We start from the raw sequence: 25778 nt of genomic DNA on the forward strand, positions 1-25778 counted from the left end.
GGAGTTTTGTTTCTCATGAGGTGCTTGCTTTTTCTTGTGCTCGGCGTCGCGCTGGGCGCGCAGGCCGCCACCCTGCGGGTGCGGCCGGGCGAATCGCTGCAGGCGGCCATCGCCAAGGCGCAGCCGGGCGACCGGATCGAGATCGAGCGCGGCCTCTACACCGGCAACTTCCTGATCGACAAGGCGCTGACGCTGAGCGGCATCAATCGCCCGACGCTGAGCGGCGCGGGGCAGGGCGACACCCTGCGCGTGACGGCCGCCGATGTGACGATCGAGGGCCTGATCGTGCGCGACTCCGGCAGCAGCCTGAAAGAGCAGAACGCCGGCATCTATATCCGCCCCGGCGCCCACCGGGCCCGGGTGCAGCGCTGCGACCTGACGTACAACCTGTTCGGCCTGTGGATAGAGAAGGCCAACGATGTGCGCATCGAGCACAACCTGATCACCGGCAAGCGCGACCTGAACAGCTCGCAGCGCGGCAACGGCGTCCAGCTCTACAACACCCAGGGTGCCCGCATCATCGGCAACAACATCGGCTTTGTCCGTGATGCGCTTTATGTGGACGTTAGCCATCACGCCATCTTCAGGGGCAATAAGCTGCACCACAGCCGCTACGGCAGCCACTATATGAACTCCTACTACAACCTGTGGGAGGACAACGAGAGCTATTACAACCGCGGCGGCCTGGCCTTGATGGAGGTGCGCAACCAGGTAGTGCGGGGCAACCGCACCTGGGGCAATAGCGATCACGGCATCATGCTGCGCACGCTGCAGGACTCGCTGATCGAGAACAACATCATCGCCGGCAATGCGCGTGGCCTCTTCATCTACGACGTCGAATACGCCACGCTGAAGAGCAATCTGGTGGTCGACAACCAGGTCGGCGTGCACCTCTCGGCCGGCTCCACCCGCAATGTGGTGGAGGGCAATGACTTCATCGCCAACCGCGAGCAGGTGCGCTATGTCGGCGCGCGTGATGAGGTCTGGGGCGGCAAGGACAAAAAGTCTGGCGGCAATCAAGCGCCGGGCCGCCCCAAGCTTGATTGTTCCCCCTCGGGGGGGCGGGCGCCACTTTGTGGCGACCTTGGGGGCCAGGGAAACCATTGGAGCAATTACCTGGGCTGGGACCGCAACGGCGATGGTGTCGGTGACGTGGCCTATGAGGCCAATGACATGGTGGACCGGCTGAGCTGGCGCCACCCCGAAGTCAAGCTGCTGCTGGCCAGCCCCGCCGTGCAGGCACTGCGCCTGGTCGGCCAACAATTTCCGGTGCTGCGAGTGCCCAGCGTGGTCGATCCGGCCCCGCGCATGCAGCCCGCCAACAAGCAATGGAGTGAATGGCGTGACAAGCACTATCCCGGCCCATAAGGGCCCAACGCCCGCCATCGAGGTGCGCGGCGTGAGCAAGCATTACGGGGCCGTCCACGCGGTGGATGGCGTCGATCTGCGGGTCGAAGGCGGTGAAATCTTCGGCCTGATCGGCCATAACGGCGCCGGCAAGAGCACCTTGTTCAAGCTGATGCTGGGGCTAACGCCGCTCGGCAGCGGCGAGATCCTGATCGCCGGTGGCTCGGTGCGCGGCAGCGGCTTTCGCGCCACCCGGCGCCGCCTGGGCTATCTGCCCGAAAACGTGGTGCTCTACGACAACCTCAGCGGCCTGGAGACGCTGCGCTTTTTTGCCAAGCTGAAGGGCGCCGATCTGCGCCAATGCGCGCCCACGCTGGAGCGGGTGGGGCTGGCCCATGCCGGCGCGCGCCCGCTGCGCGAGTACTCCAAGGGTATGCGGCAAAGGCTGGGTTTCGCGCAGGCGCTGCTGGGCGAGCCGCGGGTGCTGTTCCTGGACGAGCCCACCAATGGCCTGGACCCACAGGCCATCCGCGACTTCTACAGCGTGCTGCAAGAGCTGCAGGCCAAGGGCGTGACGGTGCTGATCACCTCGCACATCCTGGCCGAGTTGCAGCAGCGGGTGGACCGCCTGGCCATCATGGCGGCCGGCCGCATCCAGGCCCTGGGCACCGTGCAAGCGCTACGCGAGCAGCAGCAGGCGCCGCTGCGCATCGAGCTGCATCTGAGCGAGCAGGATGTGGGCGCGGCCCGGCAGGCGCTGAGCCTGCTGGGCACCGAGGCCATCGTCTGCCGTGGCACGCCGCAAGGCCTCAGCCTGAGCTGCCCGCGCGAGGCCAAGATGGCCGTGCTGGGCCTGGCCGCCGGCCTGGGCTCGCGCCTGCGCGACCTGAGCCTGCACGAGAGTTCGCTGGAAGACGTGTTCTTTGGCGTCGGCCAGCCGGCGAATGAAGCCGCGGCGGGAGGCCGTTGAATATGGAACTGCAACAAATCCTCACGCTGGCCGGCAAGGAGTTCCGCGACCGCATGCGCAACCGCTGGGTGCTGGCCGTGGCCCTGGTGTTCACCGCCTTCTCGCTGAGCATCACCTATTTCGGCGGCGCCAGCAGCGGCCAGCTCGGGCCGCGCTCGATCGAGTTCATCATCGCCAGCCTGGTCAGCCTGGTGATCTATCTGATCCCGCTGATCGCCTTGCTGCTGGGCTTTGATGCCATCGTCGGCGAGCGCGAACGTGGCTCGCTCGACCTGCTGCTGGCCCTGCCCATCACCAGGCTGGAGCTGCTGCTGGGCAAATACCTGGGCCTGGCCGCCGCGCTGACCCTGTCCACGCTGGGCGGTTTTGCCCTGGTGGCGGCCTTGCTGTTCCGGCAGTTCGGCTGGGCCGGCCTCTACCACTACCTGGGCTTCATGCTCAGCAGCACGCTGCTGGGCCTGGCCTTTCTGAGCCTGGCCCTGCTGCTGTCGGTGCTGAGCCGCGAACGCACGCGGGCCTCGGGCCTGGCCATCGCCCTGTGGTTCTTTTTCGTGCTGGTCTTTGACCTGCTGCTGCTCGGCGCCCTGGTGGCCGGCAGCGCGGAATTCGGGGGTGAGGCGCTGGCCTATCTGCTGCTGCTCAATCCGGCCGATGTGTTCCGCATCCTCAATATTTTTTCACTCGACGATATGCGCACGCTCTACGGCCTGACCAGCATCGTGCCGCCGGCCCTGGCCAAACCGGGCTTGATGGCCCTGGTCATGGGCGCCTGGATTCTTGTGCCCCTACTAATTGCCCGCTGGAGATTCAAATGATGAGGCGCACTCTCAACGCTAACCCCTCGGCCCTGCGCAACGCCTTGCTGTGCGCGCTGTTCACGCTAGGCCTGTTGGCCTGCGGCCGCCCGGACGAGGCCAAGGTCGCTGCGGCGGCCGAGATCGACGGCGCCACGAGCTGCGAGCTCGACGGCATGCTGCTGGCCGATTACCCCGGCCCCAAGGCGCAGATCCACTATGCCGGCCAGGCCGCGCCCAGCTTCTTCTGCGACACGGTGGAGCTGCTCAACACCTTGCTGGCCCCCGAGCAGGTCAGGGCCGTCAAGATCGCCTATGTGCAGGACATGGGCAGCGCCGACTGGGATCAGCCGCGCGGCAACTGGATCGATGCCAAGACCGCCATCTATGTGCTGGGCAGCTCGCGCCATGGCTCGATGGGCCCCACCGTCGCCTCCTTCTCCAAGGAGGCCGATGCCAAGGCCTTTGCCGCCAAATGGGGCGGCAAGCCGCTGCGCTTTGCCGAGATCACGCGCGATATGGTGGACCTGAGCGGCGGCGCGTTGCACGACAGCAAGATGTAGGCGCAGCGCCGCGATGCTGCCCATCTCTGTTCCGCTGCACGGGCCACTGAGCCGGGCGAGCCGCTGGGCCTGGGCGGCATTCGTCGGCCTGGCCTTGGCCGGCAGCCTGCAATGGCTGCCGGGCAGCGACGCGAGCCCCCCCTTGGACCCGCTGGCCGAGGTCTGCCTGGTGGCGCCGCCTAGCCCCTACGATCCCGCCTCGGGCCTGGCCCTGCTGGCCCCACGCCCGGTGCCGGCCGACGCGCGCTGCCCGGTTTGCGGCATGTTCCCGGCGCGCACGCCCGAGGCCAGGCGCTGGGCGGCCCAGCTGATCTTTGCCAACGGCGACGCCCAGTTCTTCGACTCGCCGCTATCGCTCTTCCTCTATCAGCAAGACGTCGGCCGCTACAGCCGCGGCCGCGACGCCGGCGAGATCGCCGCCCGCTATGTGACCGAGCTCGACGGCGGCGCCTGGCTGGCGGCCGAGGCCGCCGTCTATGTGCAGGGCTCCAGGCTCGGCGGCCCCATGCGCGCCGGCAATCTGCCCGCCTTCGCCACGGCCGAGGCGGCCCAGCGCTTCATGCACGCGCACGGTGGCCGCTTGCTGCGGGCGGCCGACATCGGCCCCGACTTGCTGCGGCGGCTGGATACGCGGGCGCATGCGGGGCATTGAGGGCTAGGCCGGTCTGCCTTCGCAGCTTAGAGAGGCTTCACAAATTCGATGAGGGTTCAATAGACCTCAGACACGGAGATTCTGACAGTCTCCCCCGAAGTTTGGCTAGGAACGCTCTTTCCAATCCTTCTGCATCCTTTCCATAGTGCGCCTCCCGATGGTGCTCGGGACATAACGCGATTACGTTCTCCACAGTGTCCGGCCCCTCGGCTGATAACGCGATGACGTGGTGCGCCTCTAAGTAGTACGTCCCGTCGACCATTTCGAAACCACGTGCACCACAGTGCTCGCAGTGCCCTTGAGCACGGCGGACAACATAGTCCCTAACCGCGTTGTCGCGCCGGTACCCCGAGCCGACATTTTTGGCTGTTCTACTGGGTACAGCATTGCCACTCGGGGGCGCGCCGAGATCATCAATCGCGCTCTGGAACGGCACCATAGGCCCGCGTCGGTTCGCCACGACGTCAGCAGCCGGGGTTTCGCCTTCCACCTTGGCTAATACGTTCGAGGCTTCTTCTGAGAGGGTTAGCACTAGGAGATGTTCATCGTCGAAGTAGCCACGCTCGCGCGGCGTCGCGTTCGCGTCGTGGGGCTCGCAACGTATGCCGTAGGCGGCGTGTCCGGCGGCAATCACCTGACGAAGCACTCGACTCATTTCGATCGCGCCGACGCGCCGATCATTGATCCGCAGGGCTGCATCCCATAGGACATAACGATCTCCCCGTAGGCGGTCAGCCCAAATCGTGAAGACAGCAAAGCCTCGTTCTTGGTTGTATCCGCACCATCGGTCCGCGCGGTTAGCTAGTGGCGCTCCTAATGAGGCGCAGAAGTCAGAGAATGATCGAGTGTTTTTCCGGCGCGACGATCGCATGAGGTCTTGAGGTTTTGGTTTCTGTTCCGCTGCTGACGTGACTGCGCTCGCCGGCGCCTGGGTTGTGCCGTCTGCCGATGATGGGTCGTTGAACGGAGAGAAACGGTACTTGGACTGTGTCAGCAGGCGTTCTGCATGCTGTACCAGGATTGGATCGACGAACAGACGCCACTTCGTTTCGACGACAAGTGCTTCAACAGTCAGATCCAGGCGACCCAACTCCCACAGACGCGTGAAGCCCTCTGAAGGCTTACCCTTTGCAAGCAGTTGCCGCACTGTGGCCTCGCCACCTTGCGCACCGAGCATCTGCTTGAATAGCTTGGGCCGATAGCCCAAAGTCTCAGCCTCTGCAGTTTTCTGCCTTAGAAATTCAGTGAAGGCTACGTCCTCGTTTGGCGTCATGGCGACAGTTCTCCCATATGCGTTTACGTCAGTATCGCCATGAGTTTGAACTGACTCCAAGAAATTGGACGAATTTCAAGAGATCCGTTCAGATTTGAGGAACTCAGTTGGTTTTAGTGCTTACGCCATCGTGACCAGCTGCTTGGCGAGTTGACTATTGAGCTGCCGGGGCTACGTGCGCGAGTAGGGGCACGGTGGAACTGGGTTTCTGTCCGACGTTGCTCGGGCAAACGGCGTGAATTCTCGCGCGGTAGGCCCCCCTCGATCCCAGGCAAGACCTGACCCCGTACAGCCTGCGCCCGCACACTCGCACGCCAGTGTCAGCAGACACATGAAAATAGCCTCGGCCTTCTTCGCCCGGGAGATGAAGTGACCCATCATTTGACGGAGAGCGCCATCAACGCGAAGAAGGCCACGGTGAGTCAATGGTGCCGGGTGCTGGGCGTGAGTCGATCAGGCTTCTACGCGGCGCGCCAACGTCTGCGCAAGCCCGAGCAAGTGAGTCCCTAGGCCGTTCACGCCAAGGCGGCGTTCGAGGCCAGCGGACGCAACTACGGCAGCCGTCGATTGAGTGCCGCCTTGAGAGCCCAGGGCTTGAAGGTGGGCCGCTATCGGGCGCGTCAGTTGATTCGCAGCAACGGGCTGCAAACGCGTTGGCGGCGCAAGTTCGTTCACACCACGGACAGCCGTCATGGCTTGCCCATTGCAGGCAATGTGCTGGCCCGCCGGTTCAAGCCCGCTCGCGCCAATGAAGCCTGGGTGTGCGACATGACCTATATCCGCACGCGCAGCGGCTGGCTGTACCTGGCGGTGGTGCTGGATTTGTCCTCGCGCAAGATTGTGGGCTGGGCGATGGCGCCGAGCATGCCCGCCGAGTTGGTGTGTGCTGCGCTGAATCTGGCCATCGCCAGTCGCAGGCCCGCTGCGGGCTTGCTGGTGCACTCGGACCGGGGTAGCCAGTCAAGCCCACACAGAACTGCTTGCGCGCCATGGCTTGGTGTGCAGCATGAGCCGCAAGGGCAACTGCTGGGATAACGCGGTCATGGAGCGCTTTTTCCTGAACCTGAAGATGGAGCGCGTCTGGCAACGCGACTATGCCAATCACGCCGAAGCGCAGGCCGACATCGCCGACTACATCACCAACTTCTACAACCCCGTGCGGCTGCATTCGACGCTGGGCTATCAGTCCCTCAGCCAATTCGAGCAACAGCAAGCCGCTGCCCTTTGAATTTCATATTCCCCTCATCAGGTTGTCCGAAAAGACTTGACCACGACAAGTTGGGCGCGGCCCGGCAAAGACGAGTGCTGCAGCGGACCCCGCAAGGGCCAGGCATTCGGGGCGGTATCTTTGCCTCTTTTCTTGGGCGCCCAAGAAAACGAAGTTTCGGCGTAGCCAAAGGAGGTCGTCTGCCGTGGCGAACTTCCGGCTGGGCCTAGGCAGAGGGTGAGGCTGCAAACAATCAGCGTCACCCACTCCAAGAACGAGGCGCCGATAAGTTCACGCAAGAATAAAACACTGCACTAGCCTGATGACGCAGCCGACCGCCTGGAAGCCAGCGCGCCGACAAACGCCTGACTGAAAACTTCATCAGCCGCAGCTAGGAGCCTGTCGGACTTGGGAATCGCCGGCGGAAAATCGGCCGCAGCCGTCCATTTTTGGCTTCGCGTCACTTCGTGTTCACCGGCTTTTTGCCTCATAGCCGGGCTATGGGGCTGCAAATCCGGCAAAAACTGGCCTGGCAGGGGCCGATTCCGCTATCGGCGACCCAAGCCCGACAGGCTCCTATGCCCAGCATGGCACAGGAATTTTGTCTTAATTAAAAGACAAAATAACAAGAAGTACGTAATATGTCCTTTATGAAAGACGTAATTCGCTTGCCAAGTGATTTGGGTCGTGCCCTCATGCTGGAGCGCAAAGCCCGCAAGATGAAGGCGACCGACATTGCGCTGCGCGCGGGCCGAGCGCGTGACGTGCTCTATCGGCTGGAGCAGGGTGAGGATGTCACCCTCAGCTCGCTGATGGCCATCCTGGGGGCCATGGGCCTGACTATTCGTCTTGAACGCGCAGGCATGCCCACGCTCGAAGAAGTTCAGCGGCGTTTTGGCTCAGTCGACGAGGACGGGGACGATGCAGCCCCTCCCTGAAAAAATCAAGCAGTTGGAGGTCGAGATTGGCGGCGCTCTGCGCGGCCAACTTCTCAAGCACTCGATTTACGAGTTCCGCTATCTTGACGGGGCTTTGGAAGATCAGCCGGCCCTTGGCCTGCTGATGCCGCCCAGCACCCCGACCTATCGAGACGGCGATCTGTTTGCTGTGATGGATCAGCATCTGCCGGAGGGCGATCTGTTCATGCGGCTGCGCGCACTGTTTCCCAAACAGCCGCTGACGCCTATGCATTTATTGGCGCTGGTGGGCTCCAACGGCATTGGTCGCCTTGGTTACCAGTTGCCTGATAGACCGGCAGCGGCTCGGGCAACGGTGATGGACCGCAAGGCCTTGCTGAGCACAAGCTACACCCCCGAGGTGTTTGATCAACTTGTGCGAGCCTACCTCAGCACGGGTGCAGGCATTGCCGGCATGCAGCCCAAGATCATGGTGCCGGATCGGCCAACGATTCCAATTCCTACGCTGATCATCAAGACGGCATCAAACGCCTACCCTGGCTTGGCAGCCAATGAGTTCATGTGCCTGACTGCTGCTTCGAAGGCGGGCATTCTGACGCCTGGATTCGACTTGTCATATGACGGTCAGATGCTGGTGCTGGATCGCTTTGATGTCGAGCCTGACGGCACGCGGCTAGGCTTTGAGGATGTGGCCGCTTTGCTGGGTCTGCGTGTCCGTGATGTCCTGTCTGATCGGAAGTACCGTGGCAGCTATCAGATGGTCGCAGACTTGTTCAAGTACCTCCAACTGAGCAGCGAGAACCTTCGCCGCTTCTTCGAGCAAGTCGCCTTCACGGTGATGGTGCGCAATGGTGATGGCCATCTGAAGAATTTTGGCCTGCTCTACCGTTCGGCAGCTGATGCTTGGCTGGCGCCCATGTTTGACGTGGTGACCACCTCCATCTACCGCTATCAGCAATATATGGGCGGGCCGGATCTGGAAGATCGCACGCTCGCACTCAAGCTTTTTGCGGGGCGAGGGCAGACCAAGGCCTATCCGAGCCCGCAGGACTTGCAAAAGTTTGGACGAGAGGTTTGCGGGGTCAAGCGGCCGGAGCAGGTACTGCAGCGAATCGCCGAGGCGATGACGCAAACACTGCGGGAAGCCGAGTCCGATGAACGCATACCGAGGGCGCTGCTGGCCCAAATGCGAGGGGCCTGGGAGGGCGGGTTGACGCAGAGATAGGCCCTAGGCATCGCCAGCCCCATCCGGGCGATTAGCGGTTTTCCTTATTCCTGTTCAAGGAAGTGGTGCGCACTTTTCCCTAGTCTTGCGGCATCTCCAACAGACTCCGAGGACCATCATGAGCCGAGGCTTCACCAGCCAGATGGCGCGCAATATCTTCTACGGCGGCACGGCTTTTTTCGTGCTGCTGTTTGCCGCGCTGATTTTTGATACCGAGCAACGCATCCCCGAACGTTCCAAGGCCGCCGAGATCACGCCCGCCGTGGTGCGCGGCAAGCACATCTGGGAAACCCGCAACTGCATCGGCTGCCACACCTTGCTGGGCGAGGGCGCTTATTTCGCGCCCGAGCTGGGCAATGTCTACACCCGCCGCGGCCCCGATTTCATCAAGGCCTGGATCAAGTCGCAGCCGACCGGCATCCCCGGGCGCCGCCAGATGCCCAATTTCCATCTGAACGATCAGCAGCTCGACGATATGGTCGAGTTCCTCAAGTGGACCAACGGCGTCGACGCCGAAAAATGGCCCCCGAATGTGGAAGGCTGAGGAGGAGAAGACGCTATGAAACCCATCACCCTCAAATACAAATCGCAGGCCGTCGCCAAGCTCTACTTCATTGGCGCACTGGTGCTGTTTGTCGGCCAGATCGTGTTCGGCATCACGCTGGGCCTGCAATACCTGATCGGCGATCTGGTGTTCCCGGCCATTCCCTTCAATATCGCCCGCATGGTGCACACCAATCTGCTGATTGTGTGGCTGCTGATGGGCTTTATGGGCAGTGCCTACTATCTGGTGCCGGAAGAGACCGAGACCGAGCTCTTCAGCCCGCTGCTGGCCAAGATCCTGTTCTGGGTCTTTCTGGCCGCCGGCGGTGCCACCATCCTGGGCTATCTGCTGGTGCCCTATGCCACGCTGGCCGAGATGACGGGCAATAATCTGCTCGCCACCATGGGGCGCGAGTTCCTGGAGCAGCCCCTGCCCACCAAGGTCGGCATCGTCATCGTCGCGCTGGCCTTCCTCTTCAACATCAGCATGACGGTGTTGAAGGGCCGCAAGACGGCCATCACCCTGGTGCTGCTGATGGGCTTGTGGGGCCTGGCCCTGATGTTTCTGTTCAGCTTCGTCAACCCGAGCAATCTGGTGCGCGACAAGATGTACTGGTGGTTCGTCGTCCACCTCTGGGTGGAGGGCACTTGGGAGCTGATCCTCGGCGCGCTGCTGGCCTTTGTGCTGATCAAGACCACCGGCGTCGACCGCGAGGTGATCGACAAATGGCTCTACCTGATCGTCACCATGGCCCTGGTCACCGGCATCCTGGGCACCGGCCACCACTTCTTCTTCATTGGCCTGCCGGGCTACTGGCACTGGGTGGGCAGCGTGTTCAGCGCGCTGGAGCCCATCCCCTTCTTCATGATGACGCTGTTCGCCTTCAATATGGTGCAGCGCCGCCGTCGCGAGCATCCGAATCAGGCCGCCGTGCTGTGGGCCGTCGGTTGCGCGGTGATGGGCTTTCTGGGCGCCGGCCTGTGGGGCTTCATCCACACGCTGAGCCCGGTCAACTACTACACCCACGGCAGCCAGATCACCGCGGCCCACGGCCATCTGGCCTTCTACGGCGCTTATGTGCTGGTGGTGATCGCGATGATCAGCTACGCCATGCCCATTCTGCGCGGCCGTGAGGCCAACCCGCGCCGTGCCCAGAGCGTGGAGATGTGGAGCTTCTGGATCATGACCATAGGCATGGGCGTGATGGTGCTGGCCCTGACCGGCGCCGGCATCCTGCAGATCTGGCTGCAGCGCATGCCCAGCGAAGGCGCGATGGGCTTTATGGCCACACAAGACCAGCTGCGCTTCTTCTACTGGCTGCGTGTGGCCGGCGGCGTCGGCTTCCTGGTCGGTCTGCTGACCTATCTGAGCAGCTTCTTCATCGGCGCCGGCCGGGCCGAGGAAGCCTTGCCGGCGGGCGCCTTGAGCCGGGCGGTCTGATGGAAATGCACAGCGCACGGCGGCTTGAGGCCTTGGGCGAGCCGCCTTTTTATGCCGAGCAGGGCGAGGAATGCCGCCTGTTCGAGCATGCCCATGCCAGCCGCCTGCCCTTGCTGATCAAGGGCCCCACCGGCTGCGGCAAGACCCGCCTGGTCGAGCATATGGCGGCGCGCCTTGCGCGGCCGCTGATCACGGTCAGCTGCCACGACGATCTCAGCGCCGCCGACCTGGTGGGGCGGCATCTGATCCAGGGCGGCGACACCCGCTGGCTGGACGGGCCGCTCACCCGCGCGGTGCGCGAGGGCGCCATCTGCTATCTGGACGAGGTGGTGGAGGCCCGCAAGGACACCACCGTGGTGCTGCACCCGCTGGCCGACGACCGGCGCGTGCTGCCGATCGAGCGTACCGGCGAGCTGCTGGCGGCGGCGCCCGGCTTCATGCTGGTGATCAGCTACAACCCCGGCTACCAGAACCTGCTCAAGGGGCTCAAGCCCAGCACCCGGCAGCGCTTCGTCGCCCTGGGCCTGGACTACCCGGCGCCGGCGGTGGAGCAGGCCATCGTCACGACCGAGAGCGGCTGCACGCCGGCCGTGGCGGCCCAGCTGGTGCGCCTGGCGCAAGCCTTACGTCGCCTGACCGAGCAGGACCTGGAGGAAACCGCCAGCACCCGCTTGCTGGTGATGGCCGCCCGCCTGCATGTGGCCGGCCTGCCTCTGCTGGCCAGCTGCCGCGCCGCCATCGTGGACGCCTTGACCGACGATGCCGACACCGGCGCCGCCCTGCACGAGGTGCTGCGCGCGGTGATCGGCGATGGCTGAACCCGCCGCCCCCACGGCCCACGCGCGCAGCCAGGGCCTGCAGCGGCGGCGGCGTGCCACGCAGCTAGGCTTCTTCGCGCTCTTTCTGCTGGCGCCGGCGCTCAATCTGCTGCGCTTCGATCTGAACGAAACCCAGCTCTGGGTGCTGGGCATGCGCTGGAGCCTGGGGATAGACGCACTGGCCCAGGGCCAGGTCAGCGCCAATGCCGCCGCGCTAACGCTGATCTTGCGTGGCATTCTGCCGGCTTTACTGCTGGTGCTCTTGTTCCTGGGCGTGGCCTGGCGCTGGGGGCGGCTTTACTGCGGCTGGCTGTGCCCGCATTTCTCCCTGGTGGAGGGGCTCAATGCCTTGCTGCACAGGGCTTGCGGCAAGTTCAGCCTGTGGGACGAGCGGCCGAGCCTGCGCCCCGGCCAGCAGGCGCAGCGGCACTGGTGGCCGGTGTTCGCGCTCAGCTGCGCGCTGTTCGGTTTTCTGTGGGCCATCACCTTGCTGAGCTATCTGCTGCCGCCGCGCCAGATCTGGGCCGGCCTGCTGAGCGGCAACCTGACGCCCAACCAGGCCCGCTTCATCCTGATCGGCAGCAGCGTGTTCACGCTGGAGCTGCTGTTCGCCCGCCATCTGTTTTGCCGCTTCGGCTGCGCCGTGGGCCTGTTCCAAAGCCTGGCCTGGATGGCCAATCCGCGTGCCCTGGTCGTCGCCTTCAAGCGCGAGCGCGCCAGCGACTGCCGCCAATGCAGCACCGCCCGCGCGCCCGAGGGCAGCGCTTGCGACAGCGTCTGCCCGATGCGGCTGCGGCCGCGCCAGATCAAGCGGCAGATGTTCTCCTGCGTGCAATGCGGCCGCTGCCTGGACGAATGCGCCGAGTCCAAGGAACAGCAGCCGCAGTTACCGCAGCCGCAACTGGAATGGACCGTGGGCGTCGAGGCCCTGCGTGAGACCTTGAGGCAGCAGCAACAACAACAGCAGCAGCAATCTCAAACCCAGCGAAAGAACTAGTTATGGAAGAGTGGGTCGGCGAACGCTGGCATCGATTCATCAAGGGCGCGGCGGACCGCAGCTTTGCCGCGGCCGCTGTCGCGCTGCCCGAGGTCAGCGAGGCCGTGGCCTTGCTCTACCGCGCTGCGGGCGGTGCCGCGGGCACACGCGTCGTGCCGGCGGCCGATATGCGCATCGGCGGCCCGCGCAGCTGGCTGCAGCGTCTGGCGGGCAGTGGCTTGCGCGCCGCCTTGCCCAGGTTGGACGAGGAGACCCTGGCCCTGCCGCCGCGCATCGCCCTGTTCGCCGACCGTGCGCTGAACCGCGACCTCTATCTCTGGCTGGCCGCCCTGGCCGCCGCCTTCGTGCCCAGCGGCCACTGGGCGGCCGACAATCTGGCCGCCACGCGCCTGGCCTTGCAGCGTTGCCCGGGCCTGCGGCCTCGCTGGGAGCGCCTGCGCGAGGCCCATCTGGCGCAGCGCCGCGCCGATGCGCTGAAGTTGCCCATGCAGCAACAGGCGGCCGAGCAGCGGCTGCAAGCCTTGTTGCTGGCGGGCGATGAGGCTGCTGAGTCAGCCCTGTCGGCACAAGAGGCCGCCGGCCTCGCGCCCGTCTGGCTGTGGTTGCAGGCCTTGCCACCCGAGTTGGCGGTGGCGGCCCATTCGGCCAAGCACCAACCCCGCGCCGGTCACGCGGCGCCGCCGCAGCCGCCGGATGCCGATCTGGCGCAGGCTCAAAAGCGCCGCCGTACCCGGCAGGCCAAGCCCGCCAGCGAACGCGCGCCGCTGCTGCTGTCCTCCAAGGCCGAGTCCCTGCAGAGCTGGAGCGAGCACATCCCGCTGGACCGCGGCCAGGACGATGAGCCCGATGACGAGCAGGCCCAGGCGGCGGCCGACGATATGGAGCAGCTGACCCTGTCGCGCGACGGCAGCGCCGTGGCCGCGCGGGTCAAGTTCGATCTGGACCTGCCCAGCGCCAGCGCCGACGACCTGCCGCTGGGCGAGGGCGAGTTGCTGCCGGAATGGGACTGGAAGCGACAGCGCCTGCTGCCCGGGCATTGCCAGGTGCAGACCCTGGTCACGCGGCCCGGGGCCAGCCCGCTGCAGCCGAGCGCGGCCCTGCGCCGCACGGCGCGCCAGGTCAGGCGCCGGCTGGAGCTCTTGCGCGCGGCGCCCAAATGGCAGCGCGGCTGCAGCGAGGGCGAGACCCTGGACCTCGACGCCTGGGTGCGCCATCTGGGCGCCGTCCAGGCGGGCGGCGAGCCCGAGCCCCAGGTCTACGCACGCCGGCAGCGCGGCGAGCGCAGCCTGGCCACCTTGCTGCTGGCCGATCTGTCCCTGTCCACCGATGCCTATGCCAATAACGACGCGCGGGTGATCGAGGTGATCCGCGATGCCTTGTTCGTCTTTGGCGAGGCCTTGCATGCCTGTGGCGACCCCTTCGCCATGCTGGGCTTCAGCTCGGTGCGGCGCAGCCAGGTCCGCATCCAGCATCTGAAGAGCTTTGAGGAAAACTGGTCGGGCCCGGTGACGGCCCGGCTGGGCGCGATCAAGCCGGGTTACTACACCCGCATGGGGGCGGCCATACGCCTGGCCAGCAAGCGCCTCGAACAAAGGCCGGAGCGGCAGCGCCTGCTCCTGCTGCTGACCGATGGCAAGCCCAATGACCTGGATGTGTACGAAGGCCGCTGGGGCGTGGAGGACACGCGCGAGGCCGTGCTGGAGGCCCGCCGCGCCGGCCTCCAGCCTTTTTGCCTGAGCATAGACGCCGAGGCCCCCGACTATCTGCCGCATATCTTCGGCCGCCAGGGTTGGGCGCGCGTCGTGCGCCCGAGCGAGTTGCCCATGCGCCTGGCCGGCGTCTACGCCCAGCTGACCCGCTGATCCGCTGATCCGCTGATCCGTTCAGCGGCTGTCGCTTTATTGGCGCCCTTGCCGCGGACTTGAGGCATATCAAGGAGGGCTGTTCGCGCGCTCTCGACAATGCAGCCCGCACACACCGACATCATCAGGGAGACCGCCATGGACATGCGCGCATTTGATTTACCCCGCTACCTCTCGGTGCTGCCCCTGTTCACCGATCTGAGCGCGGCCGAGCTGGAGCGCCTGGCCATGGGCTGCAGCCTGCGCCGTCTGAGCCGCGGGGACACCGTCTTTCGGGTCGGCCAGCCCTGCGAAGAGTTTCATGTGACGGTGACGGGCCAGGTCAAACTCTTCGCCATCTCGCCCTCCGGGCAGGAGAAGGTGATCGAGCTGGTCGGCCCCGGCCACAGCTTTGCCGAGGCGCTGATGTTCACCGGCAAGCCCTACATCATCAATGCCCAGGCCTTGTCGGACAGCTTGCTGCTGTCCGTTTCCAAGCAGGCCGTGCTGACCGAAATCGAGCAGGACAGCCGCTTCGCCCTGCGCATGCTGGCGGGCATCTCGCGCCGCCTGCACGGCCTGGTGCACGACGTCCAGGCCTATGCACTGCACAGCGGCGTGCAGCGGGTGATCGGCTATCTGCTGCGCGACCAGGTGGCGGAAGACTGTGTGAATGGCGAGGTCATCACGGTGTCGCTGCCGGTCAGCAAGGCCACCATCGCCTCCCGCTTGAGCCTCACCCCCGAGTACTTCTCGCGCGTGCTGCACGAGCTGGAGGCGGCCGGGCTGATCGAGGTGGACCGGCGCGACATCCGTATCCGCGATGCCGCCAGCCTGGCGAATTACACCGGGGTCTGATCACGGGGGGGGCTTGTGGCCAGCCTGTTCGGGCCCACTTGGAGCCGGCTGCACGATCCTTCGATCGCGCAGCCGGGTGGTGGTACCGCCAAGAGTTTGCGTCAGTCGCTATTGCCCCTTGGGCTGCGATGCCCGCAGCATCTCATCGATATTGAACTCCGCGCTCTGCATGCGCGGTGGGTAGTCCTTGAGCGACTTGGCGTACTCGGCAATAGCGCCTGCAGCAAGCGGCAGAATGAATGAGCGGTCCTCCATCCAGGTCATATAACCGTCGGACTCGAGGAAGCGCTCGAAGGGGTCGAGCTTGAGGTTGATGATGTAGGGGATCACCAGATTTTGCTGCGTGCCCTGGAACCATTTGTCCTGCTTCTTGAACAAGAACTTGTAGTCACCGATGCGCACGCCGTGCATGACGGACTCGGTCATGTAGAAGAACTCTTTGCGTTGGCTCTTGCCCTTGCCGGTGATGGCCTGGGTCTGGTCATAACCGTCCAGGTGGATCTTGTCGTAGCTGCGCTTGCCGGCCTTGTAGCTGCTCAGCAACTGCTTTTTCACATCGGGCTGGCCCAGTTGCGCCATGATGGTGGGCAGCCAATCCTCCATGGCCATCATCTCGCCCGAGGTGCTGCCGGCGGGAACGACGCCCGGCCACTTGACCATGGCGGGTACGCGAAATCCTCCTTCCCAGCCGCCCACGCCTTTTTCTCCGTGGAAGGGGTGGTTGCCGCCGTCGGGCCAAGTGCGGACATAGGCGCCGTTATCGGTGGAAAAAAGAATCATGGTGTTGTCTGCCACGCCCAAATCGTCGATGAGCTTGAGCAACTCTCCCACCACATCGTCCATTTCCTTCACACCGTCGGCATAGAGGCCGTAGCCGGTCGCACCGTCGTATTTCTTGCTCAGATGGGTGTGCATATGGGTGCGGGTCAAGTTGTGCCATACGAAGAAGGGCTTGTCTGCCTTTGCTGCGTCGGTGATGAAGCGTTTGGACTCCTTGAGCACCTCCCACTCCAGGTTACGCTGGCGTTCCTTGCCGAAGGGGCCGGTGTCCACGATTTTTTGCTTGCCGTCGTTTTGTGCCCAGGAATGGATCACCCCGCGTTGCTTGAGCCCTAATTTTTCGACCATGGCCGGGTCTTTGGGGTAGTCATACAGCTCCACGTACTCACCGGCATTCAGGTGGTAGAGGATGCCGAAGAATTCGTCAAAGCCATTGTTGGTGGGCAGGTGTTCATCGCGATCGCCCAGATGGTTCTTGCCGAACTGGCCGGTGGCGTAGCCCATCGGTTTGAGCAGGGATGCGATGGTGGGGTCCTTGGTGCTCAGGCCCTGGGCGGCGCCTGGCAAGCCTACCGAGGCCAGGCCCACACGGATGGGGTTCTGGCCGGTGATGAAGGCGGCTCGACCCGCCGTGCAGGAGGCCTGCGCGTAATGGTCCATGAACATCATGCCTTCCTTGGCAATCCGGTCGATATGGGGCGTGCTGCCGCCCATCATGCCGCGATGGTAGGCGCTGAGATTCCACATGCCGACGTCATCGCCCCAGATGACCAAGATATTGGGTGGTTTCTTGTTTTGTGCCGCCGCGGAGGCGACGAGCCACAGACATGCCATGACCATGATGGCCAAGTCTCGCAAGAAATTCTTCTTCGTCACCATCATCACTACCTCCTGGAATATGAATAGTCGATGTAAACGGTCCGGGTCAGCGCAGGCCCATCCTGTCGGAATATCCACTTGCCAGCACAGAACCGGCTAGGGAAGGTAGCCGGTAAGAGCCGGATCACTTGAGCCAGATCTTCAAACGACAAGTTTTGGGCCGTCGCCGAGCAACCATTTTGTTCTTGCCCCTGCAACGGTGGGGCTAGGGTTCGTCTGTCGCTCTTTTGCGTTAGCGGGATAGTTCCAAAGAACTACTGCCGCGCTTGGCTTGATGTTCGTCAAACCGTGCGATGGGCGGCCGAACAGAATCGCGCCCGCAGCGCCTTCTGACTCCCGCCCCGCAACAAGGATCCCCACCCGATGAACATCCCCAGGAATTTCATGTCCACTGAAATAGTTCGTTACATGATTGTGCAGCCGCTATTCCGTGACGTCAGCGACGAGGACCTGGCGCACATTGTTGAGCAGGGCTGCAGCCTTGTGCGCCTGCCTCGTGGCGGCAAGCTGTACAGCGCGGGCGATCGCTGCGAGGCCCTGCACATCGTCGTCACCGGCCGCATCAAGGTGTTCGCCCTGGCCGCCAATGGCGGCGAGAAGGTGCTGGAGCTGGTCGGGCCGGGGCAAAGCCTGGGTGAGTCGGCCGTCTTCAACGAGCAGCGCCATGGCTTCAGCGCGCTCGCCCTCAGCGAGGCCTTGTTGCTGCGCATCCCCAAGGCGGCCTTGCTCGCGCAGATCGGCCGCGACCCCGGCTTCTCGCTGCGCCTGCTGGCCCAGGCCTCGCAGCGCATCCAGAGTCTGCTGCACGATGTGGAGAGTTACTGCCTGCACAGCGGCCTGCAAAGAGTGGTGGGCTTTTTGCTCAATGCCCAGGCGGAGCAGAGCCCTGCGCCGGCACGGCCCCATACGATTTCGCTGCCGGTCAGCAAGGCCACCATCGCCTCGCGGCTGAGCCTGACTCCGGAGTACTTCTCCCGCGTGCTGCGCGAGCTGGAGGACGAGGGCCTGATTCAGATCTCGCGGCGCGACATCCACATCCTGCAACCCCGCGAGCTGGCCAGCTACACCTTGCAGTGATCGCCGGCCTGCGCCAGCTCCGCTTGCTGGTACAGAGCCGGGCCCAGCCGCTCGTGCAGGGCAGTCACCTCGCCAATCATCAGCAGGGTGGGTGACTTGAGGCCGTGGCTGAGGGCCAGTTGCGGCAGCTCGGCCAGGCTGCCGCGCACGCAGCGCTGCTGCGGCAGGCTGGCGTTTTCGATCAGCGCGGCCGGGGTCTCGGCGGGCAGGCCGTGCAGGATCAGCTGGCGGCTGATCAGGGGCAGGCTGTTCAGCCCCATATAGATCACCAGGGTTTGATGCGGACGGGCCAGCATGGGCCAGTCCAGGGGCAGGGCCTGCTCGTCGCCAGCGCCTGCGCCCTGGGCGGCACGCAGATGGCCGGTGGTGTAGATCAAGCTGCCGGCATGGGCGCGGTGCGTCAGCGGGATGCCTGCCGCGGCGCCGGCCGCCTGCGCGGCGCTGATGCCAGGGATGGTTTCAAACGCGATGCCCGCCGCCGCCAGGGCCTCGGCCTCTTCGCCGCCGCGGCCGAAGATATAGGGGTCGCCGCCCTTGAGGCGCAGCACGCGGCGCCCGCCGCGCACCAGCTCGATCATCAAGGCGATGATGCCTTCCTGGCTGAGGGCGTGCTGCCCGCATTTCTTGCCAACGAAGATCTTCTCCGCCGCGGGATTGGCCATGGCCATCACCTCGGCCGAGACCAGATTGTCGTAAAGCAGCAGCTCGGCCTCGGCCAGCGCACGCGCGGCCTTGAGCGTCAGCAGTTCGGGGTCGCCGGGGCCGGCGCCGACCAGGGTCACGGGCGCCCACTGCGGGCGGCCCTGGGGCCGGGAGAAGTGGCGGGGCTCGATACGTGGACTCATTTTTTGGGGCTCCTGCCTGCGGTGCATGGCCCGATTGTGAAGACCGCGCTCTCTCTTCGTCCTTGATGCAGTTCAAGGACAGCCAGGGGCTTGCGGAGGAGCATGGCGGCATGTTGATTCGCAATCACTTCCTTGTGCTAACTGTGTTGTTGAGCGGCTTCTGCGGCCTCGGCGCGGCGGCGCAAAACCAGCCGGCGGATACCTCGCTCGCCGCCACCCAGCCCGCGCCGGCCCGCCAGCAGCAGCTGCGGCGCATGCTTGAGCATGATTGCGGCTCCTGCCACGGCCTGCGTTTGACCGGCGGGCTGGGCCCCGCCATTCATGCCGAGGCCATGCAGCAGCTGCCGCAGGCGGCGATTGCCGCGACGATTTTTCACGGCCGGCCGGGCACCCCCATGCCGGCCTGGAAAAGCATGATCAGCGAGGCCGAAGCCGATTGGCTGGCGGCCTATATGCAGCGGCCCTCCGCAACAAAACCAGCGCTTGTTTCGCAAGACCCCAGGCCATGAAAATTTTCACCCGCTCTTCATTCAAGATCCTGGCCGCGTCGGGCCTGTGCCTCTCGCTGGCCGCTTGCGTCAGCGCGCCGCCCGCGCCAGCGCTTGCCGCCGGCACCGGCGATCTGGGCCTGGTGGTGGAGCGGGCCAGCGGCAGCCTGCAAGTGCTCAACACCAGCCGCCGCGAGCTGCTGGGGCCTATCCAGGGTCTGGGGGACTTGTCACATGCCTCCCTGGTCTACTCCCGCGATGGCGCTTACGCCTTTGTGTTCGGCCGCGACGGCGCGCTCAGCAAGGTCCATCTGCCCAGCCGCAGCCTGGTGGGCCGGGTGCAGCAAAGCGGCAATTCGATAGGCGGCGCCATCTCCCAGGACGGCACTCTGGTGGCGGCGCAGAACTACCAGCCCGGCGGCATCCGCGTGTTTGATGCGCAGACGCTGCGCCTGGTGGCCGATATTCCCGCCGAGTACGAGCCGGGCAAGCTGTCGCGCGTCGTTGGCCTGGTGGAGCTGCCGGGCCAGCGTTTCATGTATGCCTTGTTCGATGCCAACGAGATCTGGATCGCCGATGTGTCCGGCGTGGCCGCGGGCCAGCCACCCCAGCTGCAGAAGTTCAAGAACGTGGGGCTGCAGCCTTATGACGCCTTGCTGACCCCCGATGGCCGCTACTACATCGCCGGCCTCTTCGGCGAGGACGGCCTGGTCAAGATCGACCTCTGGGCCGCCCAGCCCAAGGCCGAGCGCATCCTGGCCGGCTATGGCCGCGGCCAGCAGCCCTTGCCGGTGTTCAAGATGCCGCATCTGCGCGGCTGGGCCATCGCGGGCCGTCAGGCCTATCTGCCCGCCATCGGCCGGCACGAGGTGCTGGTGGTGGACATGGACAGCTGGCAGGAGTTGGGCCGCATCGCGGTGGCCGGCCAGCCGGTCTTCGTCATGGCCAGGCCGGACGGGCGCCAGGTCTGGGTGAATTTCGCCGTGCCCGACTACAACCAGGTGCAGGTCATCGACACCCAGAGCCGGCAGGTGATCCAGACCCTCAGCCCCGGCAAGGCGGTGCTGCATATGGAGTTCACCCCGCGGGGCGAATCGGTCTGGATTTCGAGCCGGGACGATGACACCGTCAATGTCTTTGACACCCGCAGCTTCGCCCGCCAGGCCACGCTCAAGGCGGCGGCGCCCAGCGGCATCTTCTTCACCAGCCGCGCCCAGCGCAGCGGGTTCTGATCGCCATGCCAAGCCTGCTCGGCCGCGCCCAGGACCAGGACCTGCTGAACCCCTGGCAGCAGCGCTTTCCGCTCTGCGAGCAGCCGTTTGCTGAGCTGGCCAAGGCCTGGGGCCATGGCGATGCCGAGGCCGTGATGGCGCGGCTGCAGCGCCTGCGTGAGCAGGGCGCGCTGTCGCGCATCGGCGGTGTCTGGGGCGCGCGGGCGGCAGGGGCGGCCCTGCTTTGCGCGATGGCGGTGCCGCCGCGGCAACTGGAGGCGCTGGCCCAGCGGGTCAACGCCATGCCGGGCGTCAACCATAACTACGAACGCGAGCATCATTTCAATCTGTGGTTCGTCATCACCGGCCCGGACATGGACTGCCTGGCGCAGGAGCTGACGGCGCTGGAGCAGCACTGCGGCCTTGCAACGCTGCGCCTGCCCATGGAGCGGGCCTACCGCATCAATCTGGGCTTCGACCTGAAGGATCCGCATGGCCAGGGCTGCGCGGCGCGCGGCGCGGGCCTGCCTGCGCAGCAGCCAAGCCCCGTGGCGGCCGAGGAGCGCGGCCTGGCGGCCTGTGTCGAGCAAGGCCTGCCTCTGCTGGCCCGGCCTTATGCGGCTTGGGCCCAGGCGCTGGGCTGGCCCGAGCCGCGCGTCATGGACTGCCTGCGCAGCTGGCTGGAGCAGGGCGTGCTGCGTCGCTTCGGCCTGATTGTTCGGCATCACGAGCTGGGCTTTGCGGCCAATGCCATGTGCGTGTTCGATGTGCCCGACGAAGGGGTGGACGCGCACGCCGCCCTGCTGGCCCGCCAGCCTGGCGTCACGCTTTGCTACCGCCGATCTCGTGCGGAGCAATGGCCTTACAAGCTCTACTGCATGGTGCATGGGCGCAGCCGGGCCGAGGTGCTGCAGTGGCTGGGCCAGGCGCGCGACGCGGCGGGCTTGCAGGCCTTCCCGCAAGCCGTGCTGTTCAGCCGACGGCGCTTCAAGCAATGCGGTCCCAGCTACTTCCGCCAGCCGGCGGCGGCGCTTTACAGCGAGGCAGCTCAGCATGCATGAGCCAAGCATCGACTCACCTTCGCAGCGGCCGCGCCAGGATGTGGCCAGCATCGACGCGCTCGACGCCGCCCTGATCAATCGCCTGCAGACCGCCTTGCCGCTGCTGCCGCGCCCCTTCGAGCAGCTCGGCCGGGAGCTGGGCTGCAGCGAGTCCCTGGTCTTGCTGCGCCTGCGCCGGCTCTTGTCCGAGGGCGTGCTGACCCGCGTCGGCCCCTTGTTCCAGATCGAGCGCGCGGGTGGGCTTTTTGTGCTGGCGGCCATGCAGGTGCCCGAGTCGCAGTACGCGGCGGTAACGGCCCAGCTGAACGCCATCCCCGCCGTGGCGCACAACTATCGCCGCGAACACGCGCTGAATATGTGGTTTGTGCTGGCGACCGAAAAGCCGGAAGAAAGCGCCGCAGTGTGCGCGCAGATCGAGGCCTTGACGGGGCTGCAGGTGCTGGCCTTCCCCAAGGAGCGCGAGTACTTTGTCGGCCTGCGCCTTGAGGCCAGGCCCGACGCCGAAGCCTATGAGCCGCAGGGAGGGCAGGGCGATGACTGACAGCACGACACCGCCGGCACCCGCGGCGGCACTGAGCCCGCTGCAGCGCGCGCTGATGCTGGCCACGCAGAGCGGCCTGCCCCTGCTGGAGCGGCCCTTCGAGGCACTGGGCGCCATGCTGGGCATCAGCGAGGCGCAGGTGTGCGAGGAATTGGCGCAGATGCAGGCCTCGGGCCTGATACGCCGCATCGCGGCCGTGCCCAATCACTACCGCCTGGGTTATGTGGCCAATGGCATGACGGTGTGGGATGTCGACGATGCGCAGATCGACACCCTGGGCCCGCGGGTGGCCGCCTTCGAGGGCGTCAGCCACTGCTACCGCCGGCCGCGCCGCCTGCCGCAATGGCCTTACAACCTGTTCGCCATGTTGCATGGCCGCAGCCGCGCGGAGGTCGAGGCGCAAGCCGGGGCCTTGCGCGAGTTGCTGGGCCCCGCCTGCCGGGCCCATGACATTCTTTACAGCAGTGCCATCCTCAAAAAGACCGGCCTGCGCTTGCAGCCCGAATGAGACCCAAGAAGAGAAAGGCCGCAGCATGTTGCGTATCAGCCAATACCTGCGCGAAGTCGCGCGGGCCGAGCAAGACGGCCACTACCCCAGCCCGCCAGGGCGCCGCCGGGCCCAGGCCCCTGGCCCGGTGCTGATCTGGAACCTGACCCGGCGCTGCAATCTGACCTGCAAACATTGCTACGCCTTGTCGGCCGACCATGACTACCCGGGCGAGCTGAGCTTTGCCGAGGTCTGCACCGTCATGGATGACCTCAAACTGGCGGGCGTGCCGGTGCTGATCCTCTCCGGCGGCGAGCCCCTGCTGCGGCCGGACCTGTTCGAGATCGCCTCGCGCGCCCAGGCCATGGGCTTTTACACCGCGCTGTCCACCAACGGCACCTTGATCGACGCCGCCATGGCCGAGCGCATCGCGCAGCAGAACTTCGACTATGTGGGCATCAGCATCGACGGCTTGCGCGAGACGCATGACCGCTTCCGCCGCCTGGCCGGTGCCTTCGATGCCTCCCTGGCCGCGCTGCGACTGCTGCGTGAAAATGGAGTTAGGACCGGGCTGCGCTACACCTTCACCGACTTGAACCAGCAGGACTTCCCGGCCCTGCTGGAACTGATGCATGCGGAGCGGGTCGACAAGTTCTACTTCTCCCACCTCAATTACGCCGGCCGCGGCAATATCCACCGCGGCCGCGACGCGCATTTCAAGGCGACGCGCGCCGCGCTGGAACTGCTGTTCGAAACCGCCTGGCGCGACGCGCAGGAGGATGTGCGCACGGGCACGCCGCAGCCGCGCGACTACGTCACCGGCAATAACGATGCCGACGCCGCCTATCTGCTGGCCTGGGTCGGTGCGCGCTGGCCGCAGTGGGCGGGCGATTTGCGCCGGCGCCTGGTGGCCTGGGGCGGCAATGCCTCCGGCGTGGGGGTGGCCAATATCGACAATCTGGGCGAGGTCCACCCCGACACCATGTGGTGGCATTACCGCCTGGGCAATGTGCGCCAGCGCCCCTTCTCGGCCATCTGGCAAGACCGCAGCGACCCGCTGATGGACGGCCTGAAGGCCAGGCCGCGGCCGGTGAAGGGCCGCTGCGCCGAGTGCCTGCACCTGGCCCTGTGTGGCGGCAACACCCGCGTGCGCGCCCAGCAGACCCGCGGCGACCTCTGGGCCGAGGACCCGGGCTGCTATCTGGAGGATCTTGAAATCGGCCTGTCCGCCGAGGCCAGTGCCCGCCTCAACCCCGAGGGACGGGACGGGCAGGCCCAGCCCTTTCGCGCGCAGCGCCGCAGCATCCCTATCGCCGAGAAGCAAGAGCCATGATGAAAGAATCGCTGAAGACCTTGTGCAAGCTCGCCCTGGCGCTGGGCCTGTTCGGCCTGGCCTGGGACTACGCCCGCGCGCAGACCGTGGACGCCCGCGCCCTGTACCAGCAGCATTGCGCCGCCTGCCATGGCGAGCAGCGGCTGGGCTCGATGGGCCCGGCCCTGCTGCCGGAAAGCCTGGAGCGCCTGCGCCGCCCCGAGGCCCTGAAGCTGATCCGCGAGGGCCGGCCCGCCACCCAGATGCCGGGCTTTGGCACCCAGCTCGGCGAGGCCGAGATCCAGGCCCTGGCCGCCTATATCTACCAGCCGCAGCTGCCCGCCCCGCAATGGACGGCGGCCGATATCCGGCGCTCGCGCAGCTTTGATGCGGGCAGCCGCCAATGGCCGGCCCGCCCGCAGTGGCAGGCCGACCCCATGAATCTCTTCGTGGTGGTGGAGGGCGGCGATCATCACATCAGCCTGCTCGACGGCGACCGCTTCGAAGTCATCCACCGCTTCCCCAGCCGCTACGCCCTGCACGGTGGCCCCAAGTTCACGCCGGATGGCCGTTATGTCTACTTCGGTTCACGCGACGGCTGGATCAGCAAATACGACCTCTGGAACCTCAAGCAGGTGGCCGAGGTGCGGGCCGGCCTGAATATGCGCAACGTCGCCGTCAGCAGCGACGGCCGCTGGGTCATGGCGGCCAACTACCTGCCGCAGGAGCTGCTGCTGTTTGATGCCGACCTGAACCTGGTCAAGCAGTTCGAGGCCAGGAGCCTGGACGGCAAGCAGGGCTCGCGCGTCTCGGCCGTCTACGACGCCGCGCCGCGCAAGAGCTTTGTTGTGGCACTCAAGGACATGGCCGAGCTGTGGGAGATCTCCTACGACCCCAAGGCCGAGCCCATCCACGACGGCCTGGTGCATGACTACCGCATGGGCGAGGCCATTGCGCGCCCCGGCTATCTGAATGCGCGCCGCACGCCGCTGGAGGAGCCGCTGGACGACTTCTTCTTCGACGACAGCTACAGACATGTGCTGGGCTCGGCCCGGCCGGGTACTGCCAGCGCGTCCAACCTGGGCCAGGTGGTCAATCTGGATGCCCGGCGCAAGGTCAGCAGCCTGCCCATTGCCGGCATGCCCCATCTGGGCTCGGGCATCAGCTTCGACTGGCAGGGCCGCCGCGTGATGGCCAGCCCTAACCTCAAGGACGGGCGTATCAGCGTGATCGACCTCAAGAGCTGGGAGCTGGTCCGCGAGATCGCCACGCCCGGTCCGGGCTTCTTCATGCGCAGCCATGCCAGGAGCCGCTATGCCTGGACCGACTCCATGATGGGCGGCAAAGAGGCCAAAGACACCCTGAGCATCATCGACAAGCAAAGCCTGGAGGTGGTGGCCCAGGTCAGGGAGCCGGGCAAGACCCTGGCCCATATCGAATTCACAAAGGATGGCCGTTATGCCCTGGCCAGCGTCTGGGAGCTCGATGGCGCCTTGGTCGTCTACGACGCCGCCAGCTTCAAGGAAGTGAAGCGCCTCCCCATGAGCAAGCCGGTCGGCAAATACAACGTCTGGAACAAGATCAGCAGGGAGGAGGGGACGTCGCATTGAGGGGGCTGGCCGCGGGATGGCCTGGACTCCGCCCCAACCAG

Annotated in this window: 24 protein-coding genes and 1 pseudogene; 22 read left to right on the forward strand and 3 right to left on the reverse strand. The window is 65.5% G+C overall.

The window, feature by feature from the left end; all coding sequences use genetic code 11:
- Nucleotides 1–15: 15 nt before the first annotated feature.
- From HNP55_RS13625 to HNP55_RS13645, 5 genes are read left to right on the forward strand one after another with little or no spacing between them, the layout of a single operon-like run.
- Nucleotides 16–1368 (forward strand): nitrous oxide reductase family maturation protein NosD, encoded by a 1353-nt coding sequence (locus tag HNP55_RS13625; protein ID WP_184300225.1) that lies wholly within the window; start codon nucleotides 16–18, stop codon nucleotides 1366–1368.
- A complete protein-coding gene (locus tag HNP55_RS13630; RefSeq protein ID WP_184300228.1) occupies nucleotides 1343–2317 on the forward strand; it encodes an ATP-binding cassette domain-containing protein in 975 nt (324 codons plus the stop codon). Before HNP55_RS13625 ends, HNP55_RS13630 begins: the two co-directional genes overlap by 26 nt.
- 2 nt (nucleotides 2318–2319) lie before the next feature.
- Nucleotides 2320–3132 carry an ABC transporter permease gene (locus HNP55_RS13635; protein WP_184300231.1) on the forward strand — a complete coding sequence of 271 codons (813 nt, stop codon included), beginning with the start codon at nucleotides 2320–2322 and terminating at the stop codon, nucleotides 3130–3132.
- Nucleotides 3129–3674, forward strand: a complete 546-nt coding sequence (locus HNP55_RS13640; RefSeq protein ID WP_221439580.1) for a nitrous oxide reductase accessory protein NosL — start codon at nucleotides 3129–3131, stop codon at nucleotides 3672–3674. Before HNP55_RS13635 ends, HNP55_RS13640 begins: the two co-directional genes overlap by 4 nt.
- A gap of 13 nt (nucleotides 3675–3687) precedes the next feature.
- A complete protein-coding gene (locus HNP55_RS13645) occupies nucleotides 3688–4326 on the forward strand; it encodes a nitrous oxide reductase accessory protein NosL (protein WP_184300234.1) in 639 nt (212 codons plus the stop codon).
- A 37-nt stretch (nucleotides 4327–4363) separates the two neighbouring features.
- Here HNP55_RS13645 and HNP55_RS13650 read toward each other — a convergent pair whose 3' ends face one another.
- Nucleotides 4364–5599 carry an HNH endonuclease signature motif containing protein gene (locus HNP55_RS13650; RefSeq protein ID WP_184300237.1) on the reverse strand — a complete coding sequence of 412 codons (1236 nt, stop codon included), beginning with the start codon at nucleotides 5597–5599 and terminating at the stop codon, nucleotides 4364–4366.
- 333 nt (nucleotides 5600–5932) lie between these two features.
- Between HNP55_RS13650 and HNP55_RS24325 the strand changes: the two are divergent.
- The 9 genes and pseudogenes from HNP55_RS24325 to HNP55_RS13705 all read left to right on the forward strand — a co-directional run.
- Nucleotides 5933–6827 (forward strand): annotated as a pseudogene (locus HNP55_RS24325) (IS3 family transposase); the annotation flags it as partial.
- 620 nt (nucleotides 6828–7447) lie between these two features.
- On the forward strand, nucleotides 7448–7744 hold the full coding sequence (locus tag HNP55_RS13670; RefSeq protein ID WP_184300245.1) for a helix-turn-helix domain-containing protein: 297 nt from the start codon (nucleotides 7448–7450) through the stop codon (nucleotides 7742–7744).
- Nucleotides 7728–8948: a type II toxin-antitoxin system HipA family toxin gene (locus tag HNP55_RS13675; RefSeq protein ID WP_184300249.1), complete on the forward strand. Its 1221-nt coding sequence runs from the start codon at nucleotides 7728–7730 to the stop codon at nucleotides 8946–8948. Before HNP55_RS13670 ends, HNP55_RS13675 begins: the two co-directional genes overlap by 17 nt.
- Nucleotides 8949–9066: 118 nt before the next feature.
- Complete coding sequence (locus HNP55_RS13680) at nucleotides 9067–9492, forward strand: c-type cytochrome (protein ID WP_184300252.1); 426 nt, start codon at nucleotides 9067–9069, stop codon at nucleotides 9490–9492.
- A gap of 15 nt (nucleotides 9493–9507) precedes the next feature.
- The gene (locus HNP55_RS13685; protein ID WP_184300255.1) at nucleotides 9508–10932 is read left to right on the forward strand and encodes a cbb3-type cytochrome c oxidase subunit I; all 1425 of its coding nucleotides are present in this window, start codon (nucleotides 9508–9510) and stop codon (nucleotides 10930–10932) included.
- The gene (locus HNP55_RS13690; protein WP_184300257.1) at nucleotides 10932–11750 is read left to right on the forward strand and encodes a CbbQ/NirQ/NorQ/GpvN family protein; all 819 of its coding nucleotides are present in this window, start codon (nucleotides 10932–10934) and stop codon (nucleotides 11748–11750) included. The genes HNP55_RS13685 and HNP55_RS13690 overlap by 1 nt, the downstream gene beginning before the upstream one ends.
- Nucleotides 11743–12747, forward strand: a complete 1005-nt coding sequence (locus tag HNP55_RS13695) for a 4Fe-4S binding protein (RefSeq protein ID WP_184300260.1) — start codon at nucleotides 11743–11745, stop codon at nucleotides 12745–12747. The genes HNP55_RS13690 and HNP55_RS13695 overlap by 8 nt, the downstream gene beginning before the upstream one ends.
- Before the next feature lie 2 nt (nucleotides 12748–12749).
- Complete coding sequence (locus tag HNP55_RS13700; RefSeq protein WP_184300263.1) at nucleotides 12750–14609, forward strand: nitric oxide reductase activation protein NorD; 1860 nt, start codon at nucleotides 12750–12752, stop codon at nucleotides 14607–14609.
- A gap of 138 nt (nucleotides 14610–14747) precedes the next feature.
- A complete protein-coding gene (locus HNP55_RS13705) occupies nucleotides 14748–15446 on the forward strand; it encodes a Crp/Fnr family transcriptional regulator (RefSeq protein WP_184300266.1) in 699 nt (232 codons plus the stop codon).
- Between the two features lie 108 nt (nucleotides 15447–15554).
- Here HNP55_RS13705 and HNP55_RS13710 read toward each other — a convergent pair whose 3' ends face one another.
- The gene (locus tag HNP55_RS13710; protein WP_246448401.1) at nucleotides 15555–17108 is read right to left on the reverse strand and encodes an arylsulfatase; all 1554 of its coding nucleotides are present in this window, start codon (nucleotides 17106–17108) and stop codon (nucleotides 15555–15557) included.
- 381 nt (nucleotides 17109–17489) lie between these two features.
- Here HNP55_RS13710 and HNP55_RS13715 point away from each other — a divergent pair, with 381 nt between their 5' ends.
- Complete coding sequence (locus HNP55_RS13715; RefSeq protein WP_184300269.1) at nucleotides 17490–18182, forward strand: Crp/Fnr family transcriptional regulator; 693 nt, start codon at nucleotides 17490–17492, stop codon at nucleotides 18180–18182.
- Here HNP55_RS13715 and cobA read toward each other — a convergent pair.
- Entirely contained in the window at nucleotides 18167–19027 is an 861-nt protein-coding gene (gene cobA, locus HNP55_RS13720; RefSeq protein ID WP_184300272.1) for a uroporphyrinogen-III C-methyltransferase, read from the reverse strand. The two genes, HNP55_RS13715 and cobA, sit on opposite strands and share 16 nt — an antisense overlap.
- A gap of 110 nt (nucleotides 19028–19137) precedes the next feature.
- On the opposite strand from cobA, the gene HNP55_RS13725 reads away from it, so the two are divergent.
- The 7 genes from HNP55_RS13725 to HNP55_RS13755 are packed head-to-tail and all read left to right on the forward strand — an operon-like array spanning nucleotide 19138 to nucleotide 25737.
- The gene (locus tag HNP55_RS13725; RefSeq protein ID WP_184300275.1) at nucleotides 19138–19536 is read left to right on the forward strand and encodes a c-type cytochrome; all 399 of its coding nucleotides are present in this window, start codon (nucleotides 19138–19140) and stop codon (nucleotides 19534–19536) included.
- Entirely contained in the window at nucleotides 19533–20747 is a 1215-nt protein-coding gene (locus tag HNP55_RS13730) for a cytochrome D1 domain-containing protein (RefSeq protein ID WP_184300278.1), read from the forward strand. The genes HNP55_RS13725 and HNP55_RS13730 overlap by 4 nt, the downstream gene beginning before the upstream one ends.
- Nucleotides 20748–20752: 5 nt before the next feature.
- Nucleotides 20753–21787: an Lrp/AsnC family transcriptional regulator gene (locus tag HNP55_RS13735; protein WP_184300281.1), complete on the forward strand. Its 1035-nt coding sequence runs from the start codon at nucleotides 20753–20755 to the stop codon at nucleotides 21785–21787.
- Nucleotides 21780–22328 (forward strand): AsnC family transcriptional regulator, encoded by a 549-nt coding sequence (locus HNP55_RS13740; RefSeq protein WP_184300283.1) that lies wholly within the window; start codon nucleotides 21780–21782, stop codon nucleotides 22326–22328. Before HNP55_RS13735 ends, HNP55_RS13740 begins: the two co-directional genes overlap by 8 nt.
- The gene (locus HNP55_RS13745) at nucleotides 22321–22836 is read left to right on the forward strand and encodes an Lrp/AsnC family transcriptional regulator (RefSeq protein ID WP_184300286.1); all 516 of its coding nucleotides are present in this window, start codon (nucleotides 22321–22323) and stop codon (nucleotides 22834–22836) included. Before HNP55_RS13740 ends, HNP55_RS13745 begins: the two co-directional genes overlap by 8 nt.
- 25 nt (nucleotides 22837–22861) lie before the next feature.
- Nucleotides 22862–24148 (forward strand): heme d1 biosynthesis radical SAM protein NirJ, encoded by a 1287-nt coding sequence (gene nirJ, locus HNP55_RS13750; RefSeq protein WP_184300289.1) that lies wholly within the window; start codon nucleotides 22862–22864, stop codon nucleotides 24146–24148.
- On the forward strand, nucleotides 24148–25737 hold the full coding sequence (locus tag HNP55_RS13755) for a nitrite reductase (RefSeq protein WP_184300292.1): 1590 nt from the start codon (nucleotides 24148–24150) through the stop codon (nucleotides 25735–25737). Before nirJ ends, HNP55_RS13755 begins: the two co-directional genes overlap by 1 nt.
- Nucleotides 25738–25778 lie beyond the last annotated feature (41 nt).

Origin of the sequence: Roseateles oligotrophus (assembly GCF_014204525.1) — a bacterium.
In the GTDB taxonomy this organism is placed as follows: Bacteria; Pseudomonadota; Gammaproteobacteria; order Burkholderiales; family Burkholderiaceae_C; genus Paucibacter_A; species Paucibacter_A oligotrophus_A.